This is a genomic window from Tessaracoccus pujii (assembly GCF_054483895.1).
The window spans coordinates 3,112,208-3,131,193 of record NZ_CM137012.1; the positions used below are offsets into that span (position 1 = coordinate 3,112,208).

Sequence of the window (18,986 nt, forward strand, 5' to 3'; positions counted from 1 at the left end):
GTCAGTGGTGGCGGGAGGAACGACAAAGAGTGGCAGGATATTGACGTGACAACAGCCATCTGGGCCCATCGCGGCGCGAGCGCCTACGCGCCTGAGAACACCCTGCCCGCCTTCCAACTGGCCCTGCAGATGGGGGCCGACGGCGTGGAACTCGACGTGCAACGCACCGCCGACGGGCACATCGTGGCCATTCACGACGAGACGATCAACCGAACCTCCAACGGCTTCGGACGGGTGGTGGACCAGACGCTCGAGGAATTGCGCCACTGCGACTTCTCCAACGGCTTCGCCGGCCGTCGCAACGTCAGGATCCCGACGCTGCGCGAAGTGCTGGACCTCTTCCGAGGCACGGGAGTCACGGTCAACATCGAGCTCAAGAACACCGTCGTGCTCTACCCGGGGCTCGAGGAGGACGTCCTGCGGATCGTGCGGGATGCGGGCATGACAGAGCAGGTGCTGTACTCGTCCTTCAACCACTTCTCGCTGGCCAACCTCCGCGGACGGGTGGCGCGTGATCAGCTGGGGCTGCTCATCTCAGACGGCATCTTCGACCCGTGGAAGTACGCCACCTGGTTCGGCGCCGGCGCAATCCACCCGCACTACCTGGCGATTCAGCAGCCCAACTTCGTGTGGCTCTGCCACGAGGCAGGCATCAAGGTGCATCCGTGGACGGTGAACAAGGATGAGGACGCCCGCTGGCTGGCAGACCTCGGCGTGGACGCCATCATCACCAACTTCCCAGACCGGCTCGGTGAGCTCCTCCGCACCCCCGGGGGCTAGCCGCCCAGGCGCCCGACGACGGCGCCGGTGGGCCGTTAGGCTCGCCTCATGAGCAACACCGGCAATCCGTTCCGTCCCGAGCTGTGGGACGAGGTCCAGGGCTTCAGCTTCACGGACATCACCTACCACCGTGCCAAGCATGTTCCTGCTGTCCGGATCGCGCTCGACCGGCCCGAGGTGCGCAACGCCTTCCGGCCACACACCGTCGACGAGCTCTACCGGGCGCTGGAGCATGCGCGCACCTCCTCTGATGTCGGTTGCGTGCTGCTGACGGGCAATGGTCCCGCGCTCAAGGACGGCGGGTGGGCATTCTGCTCAGGAGGCGATCAGCGCATCCGGGGCCGCGCCGGCTATCAGTACGCGGAGGGGGAGACGGCCGACGGCGTCGACGCGGCCAAGCTCGGACGCCTGCACATCCTCGAGGTGCAGCGGCTCATCCGGTTCATGCCGAAGGTGGTGATCGCGCTGGTCAACGGGTGGGCGGCCGGCGGCGGGCATTCGTTGCACGTCGTGGCGGACCTCAGCCTGGCGTCGCGCGAACACGCCAAGTTCAAGCAGACCGACGCCGACGTCGGCTCCTTCGACGCGGGCTTCGGGTCTGCCTACCTTGCGCGCCAGGTGGGGCAGAAGTTCGCCCGCGAGATCTTCTTCCTCGGCGACGTCCACGACGCGGAGGACGCGCACCGGATGGGCATGGTGAACCGGGTGGTGCCGCACGCGGACCTGGAGGACGTGGGCCTGGAGTGGGCCGCGAAGATCTGCGGGAAGTCGCCGACCGCGCAGCGCATGCTGAAGTTCGCATTCAACGCCATCGACGACGGGCTGATCGGCCAGCAGGTGTTCGCCGGCGAGACGACGCGGCTGGCATACATGACCGACGAGGCCGTCGAGGGCAGGGACTCGTTCCTCGAGAAGCGGGCGCCGGACTGGTCGAAGTTCCCCTACTACTACTGAGCGGGCGCCTGACAGGCGCGAAACGAGGGTCACCCGTCACTCCCTGCCCACTCCTGTCGCAGGGTCGGGCAGGGCTCCCCAGCAGGTGGTCAGCCCAGCAGCGACAACCCCAGCGCCCAGGCCGACAGCAGGATCTCGACCACGCCGATCTGGGCGGGTCGGCGCGCCGCCCGCGGCATCCAGGCGGAGCGGGCGACGAGGGCCGCCGCCCAGGGCAGCCACCACCATCCCAGCCATCCCGCGCCGACGGCGGCGACCGCTACCAACGCGACTGCGGCGTGGTAAGCCCTGGAACGCTGGGTGGAGGCAGGATCGTTGCGTTCCCGGATGAGTGCTTTGACGTGCAGAACCGTGCCGACGAAGTACGCCGTGATCACCAGCATGATCGCGAGGTCGCGCCAGCGGGAGGGGTCGTCGGCGCCCCACGGTTGAAGCACCGCCATCAGCCCGCACGAGGCCACGACAGTCAGCACCCCGGACAGGAGCGAGCGCTCACGCTTCGTCCACGCCAGCCAGAGGGCCCAGCCCACCAGCACTGTGTAAGCCGGCACCCAGGCCAGCAGCCACCACCCTGTGAGTGCGAGCGTCGAGAGTCCCATGACGAGGGCCCCGGCGCCGTACACGACGAGGGCCGGGACGTAGCGGTCCCGTCGTCGTGGGGCGGCTCGCAGGGTCAGGATGGCGGCGTTGTAGGCGAAGTAGCCGACGAGCCACGTGAGCCCGAGGGTGGCGTCGCCGGCGCCCAGGGGGCGCGAATCGCGGGCCATCGCCAGACCGGCCAGGAAGGGGACGATGAGCATGGCCCATGCGCCGTGCTGCTTCGGGATCCAGCCCGCTGTCCGACCACCCATCCGGTCACGCTAGCCGACGCCGCCCTCGCCGTCACCACCGGGGGCGGTGGGGGGCTGGAAGTTGGCCCGCGGCTCGCACCGCGTGACCATTGTCAGTCGGCCAGGCCGTAGAGCCGGTCTCCGGCGTCGCCCAGGCCGGGCACGATGTAGCCGTGCTCGTTGAGCCGCTCGTCGACCGCCGCCACCACCAGGGTGCAGGGGGTGTCCAGGTCCGCCAGGAGCTGGTTGAGCTTCTCGATGCCCTCCGGTGCGGCGAGCAGGCAGATGCACGTGATGTCGTCTGCGCCTCGGTCCACCAGGTACTGCACGGCGCCGCCGAGGGACCCGCCCGTCGCCAGCATCGGGTCCAGGACGTAGCACTGGCGGCCCGAGAGGTCCTGGGGGAGCCGCTCGGCATAGGTGACCGGTTGGAGGGTCACCTCGTCCCTGATCATTCCGAGGAACCCCACTTCAGCCGTAGGCATCAGCCGCAGCATGCCGTCGAGCATGCCCAGCCCGGCCCGGAGAATCGGCACGACGAGCGGGGCCGGCTGGGCGAGCTTCACGCCGGTGGTGCTGGTGACCGGCGTCTCGATCTGGGTCTGCGTGACGCGCACCCCGCGCGTCGCCTCGTAGGCCAGCAGGGTGACCAGCTCCTCGACCAGGCGGCGGAACACCGGCTGCTCGGTGTTCCTGTTTCGCAGGAGCGTCAGCTTGTGATCGACGAGGGGATGGGTGACGACGCAGAGTTCCACCCCCCTACCTTGGCACAACCGCGCCGGGGCGCGTAGCTGTTCGGGCCCCGGGGGGTGTGTCCACGTGCCAGTCATGCAAGGATGGAGGCGCATTCGACGAAAGGAGTAACCGTGGACGTGTTTGACGAGGACGCCGAGCCATTCGACCTCACCGGCGTGGACAACGGAGACTCTGAGGACTCGGATGAGGACGCGGACGATTTCGACGACCTTGAGGACGCCACCGAGGACGACGTCGACCTGGTGGTCGCCCTGTACCGGGAGGATGGCAGGGCAGTCGCCGTCCCCATGGACGTGGACCTGGCCAACGACCTCGATGAACTGATGAACCAACTCAGCCGCCTCCCGGGGGACTCGGGTGCGGACGGCTGGGTGTCGGTGGCGGGTGAGTTCTTCGTGATCTGCCGCGTGCGCGGACGCACCGTCGAGGTGCTGCTCTCGGACGTCACGGCCGCCAACGACTGGCCCATCGCCCGCGACGTCGTGGACTACCTCGGCGAGGAGATGCCGGACGAGGACGACGACCCGTCTCCCCTGGGGGACCTCAGCATGTACGCCGCCAGCGGTTTGCGTGCCTTCGAGCTGGAAGCCATCGCCACGGATTACGACGAGGACTCCGACGTGCTGCTCGGGCGGATCGCGGCCAAGCTGAAGATCTCGGCAGAGTTCGAGAGCGCCGTCGAGGCATTCGACGGCTAGCGTGGGCACGCGCTGGCACGAGGCCATGCGCCTCGCGCTGCAGGAGGCCCGCGCCGCCGAGCTGCACGGCGACGTGCCCATCGGGGCCGTGGTGCTGGGACCCGATGGCGATGTGCTCGCCAGGGCCGGCAATGAGCGTGAACTATTGGAAGACCCCACCGCGCACGCGGAGATCGTAGCCCTCCGCCGCGCCGCGGAGGCAGTCGGTGAGTGGCGGCTGTCGGGCTGCACCTTGGTGGTCACGCTGGAGCCCTGCACGATGTGCGCCGGTGCAGTGGTGGCCTCGCGGATCGGGCACCTCGTGTTCGGGGCCTTCGACGAGAAGGCCGGGGCGGTGGCGTCGTTGTGGGACGTAGTGCGTGACCCACGGCTCAACCACCGGCCGGCCGTCACCTCGGGAGTGCTCGCCGACGAGTGCGCGCAGGTGCTGGAAGGGTTCTTCGCCGAGCGTCGCTGAGCGCCTCCGCTCAAAGGGAGACGATGCCCTGACGGAGGTCCGGTTGCGCACGGCGGAATGCGCTGGCCACCACCACGCCGGCCGCCGCGATCCCCACCGCCACCAGGATGCCGCCGTGTCCACCCGCTGCGTCGATCGCGATCCCGGCGGACGCCGATCCCACCGACGCGCCGAGCAACTGGCCGGTGCCGATCCAGCCGTAGGCCTCCGCGGTCTCGGCGAACGGCACGCTGCCGGCGATCACCGACGACACGGCGGCCAGCGCCGGCGCAATCCCGAACCCTGCAAGGAAGAGCGCGGCCGACAGCCCCCAGAATCCCGAGAGCAGCGCCGCCAGTCCGAAGCCGACCACCACGATGAGCATCCGCAGCGCCAGCGACCACCGGCTGATCGGCCGGTTGCCGGCCGCCAGGCCGCCCAGGAGCGAGCCGAACGACGAGATTGCCAGCACCACACCGGCGCTGACGGAGCCGTCGCCGAACGAGGCCACCACCGCGGCCTCCATCGCCGCGAAGGCGCCGATCATCAGCAGCGACATCACGACCATGAGGAGCACCGAGGGGTTGCTGAGCACCCGGCCGAATCGTCGGGTGGCGGCCGGGATCTTTTGCATCCGGACGCGGGGCGCCAGCATGAACATCAGCCCCCCGACCACCTGGACCACCACCACGACGAGCAGCGCGGGACCGGATCCCAGCCCGGCCACCAGCATGGTGATGGCCACCGGCCCGATCACCCAGATGACCTCCTGAAGCGCTGCGTCGAAGCTGAACAGGGCGGTGAGGAGGTGAGGCGGCGCCAGTTGCGGATACAGGGTGCGCACAGCGGGGATCACCGGGGGCATGGCGGCGCCGCCCAGGGCGCCCAACGCCATGACGCCGGCCAGCGGTAGCTCCAGCGTGGCGAGGAGAGCGAAGGATGCCACCGAGATGATGAGCGTGCCGAGGAGTACGGGCAGAGTCCCGAGCCTGCTCAGCTGCCGCGACACGACGGGCCCGGCCACCGCCATCCCGACTGAGAAGGCCGCGAGGACCAGCCCGGCGGCGGTGTAGCTGCCGTACGTCTGTTGCACATGCATGAGGATGCCCAGCGAGTACATGCCGGCGGGCAACCGCGCGGCGAGCTGGGTCAGGAGGATGCGCGCCAGCCCGGGGGCCCTCAGCAACGCCGTGAAGTCATGCACCGGCCAACCATACGGCGACGCCGACCATACCGATGATCCTGGGTTTTTTCGTGGCTCGAGGGGGGCTCTGCCCGGCGTCGCCTGCGTGTCACCGGCTGTTCACCGATTGGTCAAAGTGCGGAGGCGTCGGTAAACTTCAGGGCGGTGATGTGTCTGAGCGGCCGAAAGAGCTCGCCTCGAAAGCGAGAGTGGGGCAACCCACCGGGGGTTCAAATCCCTCCATCACCGCCGCGTCTCTGACGAACTGAAGCCCCTGACCTTACGGTCGGGGGCTTCAGTGTTTTGAGCCTAGCCCTCTGTTGTGGGTTGTGGCGTGGCGGGCGCGGCAGACGGGCTTGAAGCTGGCGTTTCCAGGACCGACGGAGAAGGCGACGGTGAAGGTACCCGGCAGAACTGGCCGTCGGTTGGTGTTGCCTGTGTACTCGGAGGGGATGGATTGCTCCCCCTGAAATCGGTGCCGACGAGGATATCGACGGTCCCATCCACTCGATCGTCGTACTCAATGACTGGCTCGATGAACTGTGACGCCACCAGATCCACCTGCAAAGTGTCGCGCTGGTTGGCCCTGATCACTGTCCCGAAGACGCGCTCGTCTGTGTTGCCGACCCTGATGACCGTGAAGCCGGCCCGTTCCATGTGGGAACCGACCCTGTTGGCCAGGCCGCTTGTGAAGCCCCCGTTGAGGACGCGTACCGAGATGTCCGCCGGGGTGACCACCTCAGCCGGTCCGACCACGCAGGGGGTGGGCGACGGCGAGGGCAGCGGCTCAGTCAGCGCCTTCCAACCCCACGACGCGCCCCACAGGAGCAGCCCCAGCAACCCCAGAAGGAGGATAGGGGTTGCGATGAGCCTGAAGATGCGCACTGGTAGGGGTCTGCTTTCGTCGGGTGATACAAACTACTTCAACTCGAGGACGCGAGCGTGCATCGTCTGCCGTTGCTGCAGCGCGGCGCGCAGAGCCCGATGCAGGCCGTCCTCCAGATAGAGATCCCCACGGTAGGACACGACGTGGGCGAACAGGTCCCCGTAGAACGTCGAGTCCTCCTCCAGGAGAGCCTCGAGGTCCAGCGTGCGCTTGGTGGTGACCAGCTCGTCGAGCCGGACCTGATGCGGCGCGATCGCGACCCACTGCTTGGCCGTGAAGCCGTGGTCCGGGTACGGGCGTGAGTCGCCCACTCGCTTGAAGATCACGGGGCCACCCTACCGTGAGGGCTGTGCCAGAGTAGGGGGGTGAGCAATGAGGCACTGATCGAGACCATCACGTCGGGGTACGCCTTCGACGCACCCGCCGCGACGCTGGGCGTGCTCAACGACGGTGACCCCGTCGTCGACGCGAAGATCCGCATCCCGCTGTCCATGTTCAACCGTCACGGGCTGGTGGCCGGCGCCACGGGCACCGGCAAGACGGTCACCCTGCAGGTGATGGCGGAGGCGCTCAGCAGTGCCGGTGTTCCCGTGTTCGCCGCGGACATCAAGGGCGATCTCAGCGGCATGGCCTCGCCGGGCAACCCCTCGGAGAAGCTGCTGGCCCGGGTGGCCAGGCAGGGGCAGGACTGGCGGCCCACGGCCTTCCCGTGCGAGTTCTACGCACTCGGGGGCGAGGGGATCGGCGTGCCGGTCCGTGCCACCGTCTCATCCTTCGGCCCCATTCTGCTGTCCAAGGTCCTGGGCCTGAACAAGGTGCAGGAGTCGTCGCTGGGGCTGGTGTTCCACTACGCGGACAAGGCCGGGCTCGCGCTGCTGGACCTCAAGGACCTCATCGAGTTGCTCAAGTACCTCACCTCGGACGAGGGCAAACCTGAGCTCAAGGGCATCGGCGGCATCTCGACGGCCACCGTCGGCGTCATCCTCCGCTCCCTCATCACCATCTCCGATCAGGGCGCGGACGTGTTCTTCGGGGAGCCGGAGTTCGATCCCGACGATTTGCTGCGCGTGGCGCCCGACGGTCGCGGCGTGGTGTCGTTGCTGGAACTCCCGCAGCTGGCGACCCGCCCCGCGCTGTTCTCCACCTTCCTCATGTGGCTGCTGGCGGACATGTTCACGTCGCTGCCCGAGGTGGGAGACATCGACAAGCCCAAACTGGTCTTCTTCTTCGACGAGGCCCACCTGCTGTTCAACGACGCCTCAGACGCGTTCCTCGACGCGATCACACAGACGGTCCGCCTCATCCGGTCCAAGGGCGTCGGCATCTTCTTCGTCACCCAGACGCCCAAGGACGTGCCCGACGACGTGCTGGCGCAGCTCGGCTCACGGGTCCAGCACCAGCTGCGTGCCCACACCCCCAACGACGCCAAGGCCCTCCGGGCCACCGTGTCCACCTACCCGAACTCGGGCTACGACCTCGAGGAGGTGCTGCAGCAGCTGGGCATCGGCGAGGCGATCGTCACGGTGATGAGCGAGAAGGGGGCCCCCACCCCCGTCGCGTGGACCCGGATGTGGGCGCCGCAGTCTCTGATGGGGCCCACCCCGGCGGAGCACCTCCGGGCCGGGGTGGCGCAGTCGGCCCTCATGGCCCGGTACGGCCAGCCGCTGGACCGGCAGTCCGCCTACGAGGTCCTCACCCGGCAGCTGGCGGAGGGTGCGCAGCGCGCCGAGGAGGAACGGCTGGAGGCCGAACGGGAGAAGCAGCTCCAGCAGGCTGAGAAGGAACTCAAGACCGCGGAGAAGGAGCAGGCCCGTCTCGAGCGTGAGGCGCGGGCCGAGCAGGCAAGGCGCGAACGGGAGGCCCGCGCGGAGGAGGCAGCCCGCCGCCGCTACGAGCGCGAGAACCCGAGCCTGGTGCAGCAGGTGACCAAGTCCACAGTGTTCAAGGACCTCATGCGCACGGCAGGCCGGGAGATCATCCGGGGCGTGTTCGGCACCGGCCGCCGCCGCTGACCGGACCGGTCACTCGACGGTGTAGCGCTCCACCGACGGGTCGTTACGGACCGCGTCGGAGAGGGTCTGGAGCCGGCTGGCGAGCACCTTGGCGGTGATGGCGCCGCCAAGGAACTGCGCCCAGGCCTCGTTGCTGGCCGGACCCAGGCCGTAGTGCGCGGCGAACCGCCAGGAAAAGACGTGCTCCCCGGCATCTGCCAGGAGACGGGTCTGCGACGAGAGCGCCGTCGAGTCCAGATCACCGGGCACCGACTCACGCACCACGGTGGGGATGAGGTGGGTGCGGGAGAAGAGGGTCGCGGTGTCACGGGAGAGCATCGTGCGCAGCAGTTCCTTCCCGCCCGCCACGTTCTCAGCGTCCCGCGGCACCAGGAACTGTTCGGTGGGTGCGGCGTGCACCGCCGCGGCGGGAAGCGTCGGGGCCGCGGTGAGCGTGGGCGCGGGGGCGGCCGTCATCCCGAAGTCCGCTGCTTCGACGCCCTGCATCTCCGAGGCGATCCACGCGCCGGAGGGGTAGAAGAGCGCCTCACCGTCGCGCGCCCATCTGGCCTGGGCGTCCAGGTACGGCCCGCCCGCCAGGACGTAGCCCTCCCGCACGCAGAGCTCCATCTGCTCCAGCACTCCGGCGACCGCAGGATGGCTCCATGCGCCGTCGGAGAGGTTGTCCAGAGCCACGCGGACCTCGTGGCCGCCCTCCTTGACGGCCGACGCGATGGCGAGCTCCTGGTAGTAGTCGGCTGCCTCGTCGCCCCACACGAACAGGTAGCTGCCCATCGAACGGGCCAGAGCGCCCAACTCCAGGATCCGGTCCCAGGTGGCGGGCACCTCCCAGCCCTCGGCGGCGAACCGGGGGGCCGAGTACCACAGGCCGTGGACGGCGAGGGCGTAATTGAGGGCGATGAAACGGCCGTTGAAGGTACCGGCCGCGAGGACGCCGTGGTAGAGGGTGTCTCCGATGGGTTTGCCCTCCAGATTGCGGCTCTCGATCAGGTCGTCCAGCGATTCGAACCGGTCCGCCAGCTTGCCCACGGGGAGCACCTGGGCGCCGGAGTTGTCGACGAGGTCCGGAGGGGTCTCGCCGTCGGCCAGGAGCGGCTCCACACGCGCGAGCACGTCAGCGGTGGGGGAGAGTGCCACCGCGACCCCTGGGTGAGCCGCCTCCATCGTCGCCGCCGCGGCGGCCACATAGTCCGTCCCGAAGGCGCCGTCGAAGACCACGGCCCGCACGATCGACGGGCTGACAAGCCCGAACGGCAGCCCGGTCGGTGAGGGGGAGGGGCTGGCAGTAGGTGACGTCGTACCGTTCGACGGCGGCGCCGGGCAGGCGGTCAGCGGCGCGACGGCCGCGACGGCGAGCGCCGACAACACCTGGCGGCGGCTGGGACGTGACATGGGCTCCTCCGAACGGATAGCCACACCTTAGGCCACGCGTCGGCCGCCCCGGACAGGGGTCAGCGGCCGGTGCCGGCGTAGACGGTCGCGGCCTCCTCGGCGTCCAGCCCGAAGGCCGAGTGGGCAGCCAGCACGGCCCGGTCCACGTCGTCGGCGCCCACGATGACCGAGATGCGGATCTCTGAGGTGGAGATCATCTGCAGATTCACCTCGACGCTGGCGAGAGCCTCGAAGAAGGTGGCCGACACGCCCGGATGTGAGCGCATGCCGACGCCCACGACCGAGACCTTGCCGATCTGGTCGTCGTAGAGGAGTTCGTCGAAGCCCACCTCGTCCTTGATGGCCTCCAGCGCGGAGATCGCGCGGGCGCCGTCGGTCATGGGGAGGGTGAAGGAGATATCGGTCTTGACGTCACTGAGGCGGGAGACGTTCTGCACGATCATGTCGATGTTGATCTCGTGTTCGGCGATGGCCTTGAAGATGCGCGCGGCCTCGCCGATCTTGTCCGGGACACCGGCGATGGTGACCTTGGCCTCGCCGCGGTCGTGCGCGACGCCGGTGATGATGGCTTCTTCCATGGATTCGTCCTTGTCGATCTCGTCCTGGCTCTTGACCCAGGTGCCCGGCTTGTCGGTGAAGGAGGAGCGCACGTGGACCGGCACTCCCTCGCGGCGCGCGTACTCGACGCAGCGCAGGTGCAGGATCTTGGCGCCCGAGGCGGCCATCTCCATCATGTCCTCGTACCCGATCTGCGCGATGTGCCGGGCGGACGGCACGATCCGCGGGTCTGCGGTGTAGACGCCGTCGACATCGGAGTAGATCTCGCAGTAATCGGCGCCGAGCGCGGCGGCCAGCGCGACGGCGGTGGTGTCCGACGCGCCGCGGCCCAACGTCGTGACGTCCTTGGTGGTCTGCGACACTCCCTGGAAGCCGGCGACGATGGCGACGTTGCCCTCCGTCAGCGCCCTCTCGACGCGGCCGGGGGTGATGTCGATGATCCGGGCGTTGCCGTGCGTGGGGGTGGTGATGACGCCGGCCTGCGAGCCGGTGTAGGACACGGCGTCGACGCCCAGGTCCGACAGCGCCATCGCGAGCAGCGCGGCCGACTGCCGCTCACCGGTGGTCAGCAGCATGTCCAGCTCGCGTGACTTCGGCTGGGGCGACACCTTCAGCGCGAGGTCCATCAGCTCGTCGGTGGTGTCCCCCATGGCCGAGATGACGATGATGACGTCATGACCCTCCGCCCGCGTGCGTGCGATGCGCCGCGCCACGCGCTTGATCGACTCGGCGTCCGCCACCGACGACCCACCGAACTTCTGGACAATGCGACCCATGCCTGACCTCCTGGAACCCGTCACAGGATAGTTGCCCCGGCCCGACGGCGTGAAGGACGTCCGCCGCGCGCCCGATCCGGGACCCATCTGCCTGCAGGGGCCGGCGTCGCGCGGCGACCGGCAGCCGTCTCGAAGGGTCGGGAGTAGTGTCGACGGTGTGACGCTGCCGATCCTCACCGCCGAAGAACAGCGCGTGCTCGGGTGCCTCCTTGAGAAGGAGGTCACGGTCCCCGACACCTACCCCCTGACGCTCAACGCCCTGCGCACCGCCTGCAACCAGAGGAACAGCCGCGACCCCGTCGTCGAGTACGACGAGCGCACGGTGCAGGACGCGCTCCGCTCGCTCAAGGAGCGCGGGCTGGTGCGCGTGACCTGGCTGGACTACGGCAAGCGGACGCTCAAGTACGCCCAGTCCGCGGTGGACGCCCTGAAGGTGGCCGACGACGAGCGCGCGCTGGTCACGCTCCTCCTGCTCCGCGGTCCGCAGACTGCGGGCGAGCTGAGGACGCGCGCTGAGCGGATGTGCGCGTTCGCGGACCGGGCGGCCGTCGAAGCCTGCCTCACCGGCCTGGCCGCGCGCGAAGAACCGCTCGTGGTGGAACTGGAGCGCAGACCGGGGCAGCAGGACCCGCGGTGGCTGCACCTGCTGGGCGAGCCACCGGTGGACGCGGCGCCGGCCGGCGTGGACCGCGAACAGGTGCTGGCCGGGGGGACCGACGCCCGCGACGCCGCCGTCGTGGCGGCCTACGACGCCGTCGCGCCGCTGTACGCGGAGGAGCGGGCGGCGCTGACACCGTTCGAGGAGTGGTTCCTCACCCGAGTCGCCGAGCTGGCAGGGCCGCACCGGACCGCGGACGTGGGCTGTGGAGCCGGGGTGGTGACGGCGTTCCTCGCGCGGGCGGGGGCCGACCCCGTCGGGTTCGACATGTCACCGTCGATGGTCGCCGAGGCGCGGTCGCGGTACCCGGAGGACGAGTTCGAGGTGGGGGACCTGCGGCGGCTACTGCGCCCCACCACCGCGGCGGGCTGGGGTGGCGTGACGGCGTGGTTCTCGCTGGTGCACTTCGCGCCCAGCGAGCTCGAGGCCGTGCTGCGCGGGCTCGCGGAGGTGCTGCTGCCGGGCGGGGTGCTGGCCGTGGCGCTGCAGGTGGGCAACGCCGTCGACCATCGCGACGAGTGGTTCGGGGAGGCCGTGGACCTCACCTTCGTGCGCCACGACGTCGCTGACGTGAGACGCGCGGTCGCGGCCGTGGGGCTGGGCGGCGTGGAAGCCTACGTGGTCTCCGACGACGACCCGGCGGATCGCCTGTACCTGCTCGCGCGTCGCGGATGACCGCACCCCGGTCCCCCGCGCACCTCCGCGCCTGGTGGCTGGCCGCCAGGCGTCCAGGCGTCGCGCCGAACGGCCAAGCCGCTGCCGATTCACGCCCCGGCATCCACCGGCGGCACTAGCCTGTGGCCATGACTACCGTTCGCTGGGGGATCGTGGGGACAGGCGCCATCGCCAACGGCGTGGCTGGCGACTTCCAGTTCGTCCCAGGGGCCGAGCTGGTGGCCGTGGCATCCCGCGCCAAGACCAGAGCCCGGGACTTCGCCGCCAAGCACGGCGTGCGACTCGCGTTCGGCTCGTACCGCGAGATGCTCGAATCACCTGACGTCGACGTGGTCTACATCGCCACCCCGCACCCGCAGCACCGTGATGTGGCGCTGGCCGCCATCGCCAACGGCAAAGCCGTGCTCGTGGAGAAGGCCTTCACCGCGACCCTGGCCGGTGCGCAGGAGGTGGTCGACGCTGCGCGCACGAAGGGCGTGTTCGCCATGGAGGCCATGTGGACGCGCTTCCTCCCGGTCATCGCGGCGGCGCGCGAGGTGGTGGCCTGGGGCCGGATCGGCGACGTCGTCGGCGTCCAGGGCGACCTGTACGCGTTCCGCGAATACCAGCCCGACCATCGCCTCTTCACCCCCGAGCTGGGCGGCGGCGCCATCCTGGACCTCGGCGTCTATCCGGTCAGCTTCGCTCAGGCGTTCCTCGGCGGGGCGAAGGAGATCTGCAGCCGCTCCCGCCTCTACCCCTCAGGTGTGGAGCGGGCCTGCACGCTCAACCTGGTGCACGCGGGCGACGGCCTGTCCTCGCTGACCTTCGGGTTCGACGGCTACGGCCCAGGACGCATGGTGATCGTCGGAACGAAGGGCTGGATCGAGGTGGAGCCGCGTTTCCACCATTCGTCGATGATCACGGTGCACCGCAACGGCGTCCTGCCCCGCATCATCGAGGCGTTGCCGCAGGGCCGTGGATACAGCCACGAGTTCGCCGAGGTCACTCAGCGCGTCCGCGAGGGGCTCACCGAATCACCGACGATGCCGCTGTGCGACACCATCGAGGTGATGCGAATCCTGGAGGCCTGCCTGCACCAGGCCGGGATCACACACCAGGAGGCCACCGTCGACCTGGGTTGACGGCAGCCTCCTGGTCCCCCCCACATCCGGTGGTGGAGGACCCGCTGGTGATCCACACGATGGATCTTTCGAGTACAACACCGCCGAGTGCCCTTGTCAAGGGCCTATGTAGGGGTGTCCGCCTTGCGCAGGGCCAGCCTGACGCCCAGCTCGGCATCCTCGTCGGTGGGCGCCTCGACGGTGCCGGACTCCAGCTGCACCGCCAGCACCTCCTCGGCGATGAACCCACGGTGCACCTCGACGGCCTCAGCCATGTCGGCGTCCGCCTCGAGCACGACCGTGATCCGGTCCGACACATCCAGGCCCGCACGCTTGCGCGACTCCTGGATGAACCGGATGACCTCGCGGGCAAGACCTGAGCGGATCAGTTCGGGGGTGAGCTCGAGGTCCAGCGCCACGGTCTCGCCCTGTTCGTTGACCACGGACCAGCCCTCGCGGGGGCGTTCGGTGATCAGGACGTCCTCGGGGGTGAGCTCGTGATCCTCGCCGTCGACCCGCACCACGGCTCGGCCGAGGTCGCGCAGCTCCTTGGCCAGCCAGGCGGCGTCCAGTTCCGCGATGGCGTTGGCGATCACCGGGGTGCGCTTGGCGAACCGCCGGCCGAGGCTGCGGAAGTTGCCCTTCGCGAAGTAGTCCACCAGATCGCCGTGCGACGCGAACGACTCGATCGACTCCACGTTGAGCTCCGCGCGGATCTCGGCCTGGAGCTCGGCGGACAAGCGCTCGAAGATCGATGAGGGCACGAGCATCCTGCGCAGTGCCTGCCGGATCTTGACCTTCGACTCGGCCCGCGCGGAGCGGCCCAGCTCGACGGTGCGGCGGGTGACCTGCATGGCCTCGGTGAGCTCGGGGATGATGAGCGACTGGTCGGCCACCGGCCAGTCGGTGAGGTGCACCGAATCCGGGCCCGCGGGATCCGCCGCGTAGAACAGGTCCTGCCACACGCGTTCGGTGACGAACGGCATGATCGGCGCCAGCAGGCGCGTGAGCACGTCGAGGGTCTCGTGCAGGGTCCAGAGCGCGCCGTCGTCGCCCGCCCAGAACCGACGGCGGGACCGCCGCACGTGCCAGTTCGACAGTGCGTCGATGAACTGGCTGAGGACCGCTCCGTAGTGCTGGGTGTCGAAGGTGTCCAGCGCGCGGGTGGTGTCGAGGATCAGCTGCTGCGTGGCCGACGTCAGCCAGCGGTCCAGCACGTGCCGTTCAGCTACCGGAGGGGCCTCGCCGGACGGGGTCCAGTTCGCGGCGCGCGCGTACAGCGTGTGGAAGGCCACCGTGTTCCAGTAGGTGAGCAGCACCTTGCGGACCGTCTCGCCGATGGCCTGATGCCCCACGCGACGGGCCATCCACGGCGATCCTGAGCAGGCCATGAACCAGCGCACCGCGTCCGCGCCGTGCTGATCCATGAGCGGGATCGGCTCCAGCACGTTGCCGAGATGCTTGCTCATCTTGCGGCCATCGTCGGCCAGGATGTGGCCCAGGCACACGACGTTGCGGTAGGACGACTCGCCGAAGACCAGCGTGCCGATGGCCATGAGCGAGTAGAACCAGCCGCGGGTCTGGTCGATGGCCTCGCAGATGAAGTCCGCCGGGTAGCGCTCCGCGAACACCGCCTCGGAACCGGGGGCGTGCGGATAGCCCCACTGCGCGAACGGCATGGCGCCCGAATCGAACCAGGCGTCGATCACCTCGGGCACCCGTCGCGCTTCCTTCCCGCACGTGGGGCACGCGAAGGCGATGTCGTCGACGAAGGGGCGGTGCGGGTCCAGCGCGCTCTGGTCCGTGCCGGTCAGCTCGCTGAGCTCGGCCCGCGACCCGACGCACACCTGGTGGTCGTCCTCGCACCGCCAGATCGGCAGCGGGGTACCCCAGTAGCGGGTGCGCGACAGCGCCCAGTCGATGTTGTTGTTGAGCCAGTCGCCGTAGCGGCCGTGTTTGATGGTGTCCGGGTACCAGGTGGTGGCCTCGTTCTCGGCCAGCAGCTGGTCCTTGATCTTGGTGGTGCGGATGTACCACGACGGCATGGCGTAGTAGAGCAGGGGCGTGTGGCAGCGCCAGCAGTGAGGGTAGCTGTGGGTGTAGTCCAGCACCCGGAACATGAGGCCGCGGGCCTGCAGGTCCGCGACGATCGCCTTGTCCGCGTCCTTGAAGAACTGTCCGCCGACGAGGTCCAGGTCCGGCTCGAAGGTGCCGTCGCGTAGGACGGGGTTCACGAACGGGAGGCCGTAGGCGCGGCAGACGTGCATGTCGTCCTCGCCGAAGGCCGGCGCCTGGTGCACCAGGCCCGAGCCGTCCTCTGTGGTGACGTACCCGGCCAGCACGACGAAGTGGGCTGCAGCCGGGAACTCCACGAGCTCGAGGGGTCGCTGGTAGGTCCAGCGCTCGAGGTCGCGGCCGAGGAAGGTGTCGGTGAGGGTCCATTCGTCGCCGAGCACCTTGTCGGCGAGGGCCTCGGCCACGACCAGAGAGCGCTGCTCCGGGTGCGTCGCCACGCGGTAGGTGACCTCGGGGTGGACCGCGACGGCCGTGTTGCTGACCAGCGTCCACGGCGTCGTCGTCCACACCAGAAGGTCCACCTCGCCGGCCAGGGGACCCGAGGTGAGCGGGAAGCGGACGTAGATCGACGGGTCGGTGATGTCCTCGTAGCCCTGGGCCAGCTCGTGGTCCGAGAGGGCGGTGCCGCAGCGCGGGCAGTACGGGGCGACACGGTAGTCCTCCTCCAGGAGGCCCTTGCCGTGGATCTGCTTGAGCGCCCACCACAGCGACTCGACGTACTCCGGCGTCATGGTCACGTACGCGTCGTCGATGTTGACCCAGTAGCCCATACGCTCGGTCAGCTCGGTGAACGCGTCGACGTGCCGCAGCACGGACGTGCGGCACTGCGCGTTGAAGGCCTCGACCCCGAACGCCTCGATGTCCGCCTTGCCGGAGAAGCCCAGCTCCTTCTCGACGGCAAGTTCGACGGGCAGGCCGTGGCAGTCCCAGCCGGCCTTCCGCTCGACGCGGTGGCCACGCATGGTCTTGTAGCGCGGGAACAGGTCCTTGAAGACGCGCGCCTCGATGTGGTGCGTGCCAGGCATGCCGTTGGCGGTCGGTGGGCCCTCGTAGAAGGTCCACGGCTCGCCGTCGGCCGTGCGCTCGAGTGAGCGGGCGAAGGTGTCGCGCTCCTCCCACAGGCTGAGGATCTCGTGCTCCAGCGCGGGGAAGTCCACCTGCGCGGGCACGGCTCGGTAGCCGGGAGTCTCCATGGTGGGATCGTCGGTCATCGGGTGGTCCTTCTCATCGGTCGTCGCTGAGCTGTGAAGGGACGAGCCGAGGCCCGCGGTACCACCCTTCTTGGGTGCCTGGGGCACCCCACTTGTTGCTGCCGCGGCCGGTTCTACTGGGCGGGTGTCACCGCCGTTCTTCCGGCAGCTCCGAGGTGATGGCCTCATCAGTGCCGTGCGACGGGCTCCATTATGCCGTCGGCGTCAAGTCGAAGGGCTTCGCGGACCGGTGAGGCGATGGTGCAGCGGAAATGGACTCGGGTCCACCTGCCCACCCAGCCCCCACCCCTTGACATGCGCGCGGGGACAGGGCATGGCAATCGGGTGGCCTCGGGCGTAGTGTCAATGTATGAGGCTCCGAAGGTTCCTCGCCATCCTCGCAGCGCTGGCGTTGCTGGTGGGAACAGCACCACAGGCAGCTGCCTCCCCAGCCGTCAGCGCTTCCAGCGCTGGGACCAAGACCGTGGGCTTTGCGACGAACGTCTGGGGCACGGTCACCGAAACCGGTTCGACCGACGTGTGGACCGAGGTGCTGGTGGGGGGGACCTGGTCCCGTTCCCAGGTGGGTAGGAGTGACAGCACCGGCTACTTCGTCCTCGAGCTGACCTACGGGTTCCTGACGCCGGGCTCCTACCGGTACCGGGTGGGTGCCCGGACCAGTGCGGGCGTGGTGTACTCCGCTCCGTTCGATCTCACACGTACGCCCTGGCAGCCGAACTGGGCCGGCACCAAACCCGTCGGCGAGACGACCTACGTCTGGGCCACCATGCCGCGCGCCGCCAACCGGGTGGTCTGGACGGAGGCGCTGGTGAACGGGACGTGGTCGCGTTCGCAGGTCAGGACCGCCAGCGCATCCGGCTACTTCGCGATTCCGTTGACCTACGGCATCGACACCGTGGGGGGCCAGACCTTCCGCGTGGGCGCCGGCACGTCGATGGGCACCGTGTACTCCCAGTCGTTCGTGCTCACCCGTACCGTGAAGGTGGACGCCTACAGCGCCGGGACCAAGGAGGTGGACCAGCCCACCAACACGTGGGGGACCGTCCACGGCTACGGCGGAGGCCGGGTCTGGACCCAGGTGTTGCTGTCCACGGGGTGGAGCACATCGCAGATCCGCACAACGGATGCCACCGGCTACTTCGTCATCCCGTTGACGTACGGCCAGTCAACGCCGGGGACGTACACGTACCGCGTGGGGGCAGGCACCCCCTGGGGGACGTACTACTCCAACCAGTTCACGCTCATCCGGACGGCGTCCAGCCTGGTGGAGGAGTGGCGGGGCCAGGACATCGAGGTGTTCCCGACGACCCGGAAGGTGGTGGCGCTCACGTTCGACGGCGGTGCCGACAACCGTGCTGTGGACCCGATCATCGCGACGCTGAAGGCCAACGGGGTCCCGGCCACATTCTTCGTCACGGGTGACTTCGCTCGCGACTTCCCGGGCGATGTGCGCGACATGTCGCAGGCCGGCCACCCCGTCGGCAACCACAGCAACACGCATCCGTACTTCACGCAGCTCACCGATGCGGGGATCCGGGCGGAGCTCGCTGCCGCGGAGTCGGCCATCACCTCTCTGACCGGGAAACCCGCCAGGCCCGTGTTCCGCTTCCCCTTCGGTGACCGGACGGACTATGACATCCAGGTGGTGAACAACGCTGGATACATCCCCATCCGATGGACGGTGGACACGTTGGGATGGAAGGGGACCACAGGAGGCATCACCACCAGCATCGTCCGCCAGAGAGTCCTGTCGGCGCTCCAGCCCGGTGCGGTCGTGCTGATGCACGTCGGAGCGCACCCGGATGATGGGTCGACGCTCGACGCCGATGCGCTCCAGGGGATGATCAACGACATCCGCGCTCGCGGCTACACGTTTGCCACGATCAGCACCCTCCTGGACGGCTGACGCGGAGCCGCGTTCCCCCGGCGTCTATGAGGGCTGGTGCGAGGGGCTTGGCCGCGGAATCGAGCCCGTAGCGGCGGTCTCCCTCCGCGGGGGTGA

The 18,986-nt window shown here is 69.0% G+C and carries 16 protein-coding genes and 1 tRNA gene; 9 read left to right on the top strand and 8 right to left on the bottom strand.

Annotation, left to right across the window (positions count from 1 at the left end; genetic code table 11):
- The first annotated feature begins 45 nt into the window (after nucleotides 1-45).
- Together ACX1D0_RS14485 and ACX1D0_RS14490 are read left to right on the top strand one after the other, a co-directional pair.
- On the top strand, nucleotides 46-780 hold the full coding sequence (locus ACX1D0_RS14485) for a glycerophosphodiester phosphodiesterase (protein WP_459018698.1): 735 nt from the start codon (nucleotides 46-48) through the stop codon (nucleotides 778-780).
- Between the two features lie 48 nt (nucleotides 781-828).
- The gene (locus ACX1D0_RS14490) at nucleotides 829-1,734 is read left to right on the top strand and encodes a 1,4-dihydroxy-2-naphthoyl-CoA synthase (protein WP_459018699.1); all 906 of its coding nucleotides are present in this window, start codon (nucleotides 829-831) and stop codon (nucleotides 1,732-1,734) included.
- Nucleotides 1,735-1,823: 89 nt separating this feature from the next.
- Here the strand turns inward: ACX1D0_RS14490 and ACX1D0_RS14495 are convergent, their stop codons facing one another.
- The gene (locus ACX1D0_RS14495; protein ID WP_459018700.1) at nucleotides 1,824-2,585 is read right to left on the bottom strand and encodes a YwiC-like family protein; all 762 of its coding nucleotides are present in this window, start codon (nucleotides 2,583-2,585) and stop codon (nucleotides 1,824-1,826) included.
- A 92-nt stretch (nucleotides 2,586-2,677) separates the two neighbouring features.
- A complete protein-coding gene (upp, locus tag ACX1D0_RS14500) occupies nucleotides 2,678-3,319 on the bottom strand; it encodes a uracil phosphoribosyltransferase (protein WP_459018701.1) in 642 nt (213 codons plus the stop codon).
- Between the two features lie 111 nt (nucleotides 3,320-3,430).
- Here upp and ACX1D0_RS14505 point away from each other — a divergent pair, with 111 nt between their 5' ends.
- Nucleotides 3,431-4,018, top strand: coding sequence for a tRNA adenosine deaminase-associated protein (locus ACX1D0_RS14505; protein WP_459018702.1), 588 nt, complete (start codon nucleotides 3,431-3,433; stop codon nucleotides 4,016-4,018).
- 25 nt (nucleotides 4,019-4,043) lie between these two features.
- Nucleotides 4,044-4,475 (top strand): tRNA adenosine(34) deaminase TadA, encoded by a 432-nt coding sequence (gene tadA / locus ACX1D0_RS14510; RefSeq protein WP_459020463.1) that lies wholly within the window; start codon nucleotides 4,044-4,046, stop codon nucleotides 4,473-4,475.
- Between the two features lie 10 nt (nucleotides 4,476-4,485).
- On the opposite strand, the gene ACX1D0_RS14515 is transcribed toward tadA, so the two are convergent.
- Nucleotides 4,486-5,658 carry an MFS transporter gene (locus ACX1D0_RS14515; RefSeq protein WP_459018703.1) on the bottom strand — a complete coding sequence of 391 codons (1,173 nt, stop codon included), beginning with the start codon at nucleotides 5,656-5,658 and terminating at the stop codon, nucleotides 4,486-4,488.
- Between the two features lie 143 nt (nucleotides 5,659-5,801).
- On the opposite strand from ACX1D0_RS14515, the gene ACX1D0_RS14520 reads away from it, so the two are divergent.
- Nucleotides 5,802-5,886: transfer RNA gene (locus ACX1D0_RS14520), tRNA-Ser, on the top strand.
- 60 nt (nucleotides 5,887-5,946) lie between these two features.
- On the opposite strand, the gene ACX1D0_RS14525 is transcribed toward ACX1D0_RS14520, so the two are convergent.
- Both ACX1D0_RS14525 and ACX1D0_RS14530 read right to left on the bottom strand, forming a co-directional pair.
- Entirely contained in the window at nucleotides 5,947-6,522 is a 576-nt protein-coding gene (locus tag ACX1D0_RS14525) for a LytR C-terminal domain-containing protein (protein ID WP_459018704.1), read from the bottom strand.
- A 33-nt stretch (nucleotides 6,523-6,555) separates the two neighbouring features.
- Entirely contained in the window at nucleotides 6,556-6,849 is a 294-nt protein-coding gene (locus ACX1D0_RS14530; protein WP_459018705.1) for a type II toxin-antitoxin system VapB family antitoxin, read from the bottom strand.
- A gap of 39 nt (nucleotides 6,850-6,888) precedes the next feature.
- Here ACX1D0_RS14530 and ACX1D0_RS14535 point away from each other — a divergent pair, with 39 nt between their 5' ends.
- Nucleotides 6,889-8,535, top strand: a complete 1,647-nt coding sequence (locus tag ACX1D0_RS14535) for a helicase HerA-like domain-containing protein (protein WP_459018706.1) — start codon at nucleotides 6,889-6,891, stop codon at nucleotides 8,533-8,535.
- 9 nt (nucleotides 8,536-8,544) lie between these two features.
- On the opposite strand, the gene ngcE is transcribed toward ACX1D0_RS14535, so the two are convergent.
- Both ngcE and ACX1D0_RS14545 read right to left on the bottom strand, forming a co-directional pair.
- Entirely contained in the window at nucleotides 8,545-9,927 is a 1,383-nt protein-coding gene (ngcE, locus tag ACX1D0_RS14540) for an N-acetylglucosamine/diacetylchitobiose ABC transporter substrate-binding protein (protein WP_459018707.1), read from the bottom strand.
- 59 nt (nucleotides 9,928-9,986) lie between these two features.
- Nucleotides 9,987-11,261, bottom strand: a complete 1,275-nt coding sequence (locus ACX1D0_RS14545; RefSeq protein ID WP_459018708.1) for an aspartate kinase — start codon at nucleotides 11,259-11,261, stop codon at nucleotides 9,987-9,989.
- A 157-nt stretch (nucleotides 11,262-11,418) separates the two neighbouring features.
- Here ACX1D0_RS14545 and ACX1D0_RS14550 point away from each other — a divergent pair, with 157 nt between their 5' ends.
- Both ACX1D0_RS14550 and ACX1D0_RS14555 read left to right on the top strand, forming a co-directional pair.
- Nucleotides 11,419-12,594: a DUF480 domain-containing protein gene (locus ACX1D0_RS14550; protein ID WP_459018709.1), complete on the top strand. Its 1,176-nt coding sequence runs from the start codon at nucleotides 11,419-11,421 to the stop codon at nucleotides 12,592-12,594.
- Nucleotides 12,595-12,722: 128 nt separating this feature from the next.
- A complete protein-coding gene (locus ACX1D0_RS14555) occupies nucleotides 12,723-13,718 on the top strand; it encodes a Gfo/Idh/MocA family protein (protein WP_459018710.1) in 996 nt (331 codons plus the stop codon).
- 104 nt (nucleotides 13,719-13,822) lie between these two features.
- Here the strand turns inward: ACX1D0_RS14555 and ileS are convergent, their stop codons facing one another.
- Nucleotides 13,823-16,984, bottom strand: a complete 3,162-nt coding sequence (gene ileS, locus ACX1D0_RS14560; protein WP_459018711.1) for an isoleucine--tRNA ligase — start codon at nucleotides 16,982-16,984, stop codon at nucleotides 13,823-13,825.
- A 349-nt stretch (nucleotides 16,985-17,333) separates the two neighbouring features.
- On the opposite strand from ileS, the gene ACX1D0_RS14565 reads away from it, so the two are divergent.
- Nucleotides 17,334-18,890: a polysaccharide deacetylase family protein gene (locus tag ACX1D0_RS14565; protein WP_459018712.1), complete on the top strand. Its 1,557-nt coding sequence runs from the start codon at nucleotides 17,334-17,336 to the stop codon at nucleotides 18,888-18,890.
- The last annotated feature ends 96 nt before the right edge of the window (nucleotides 18,891-18,986 follow it).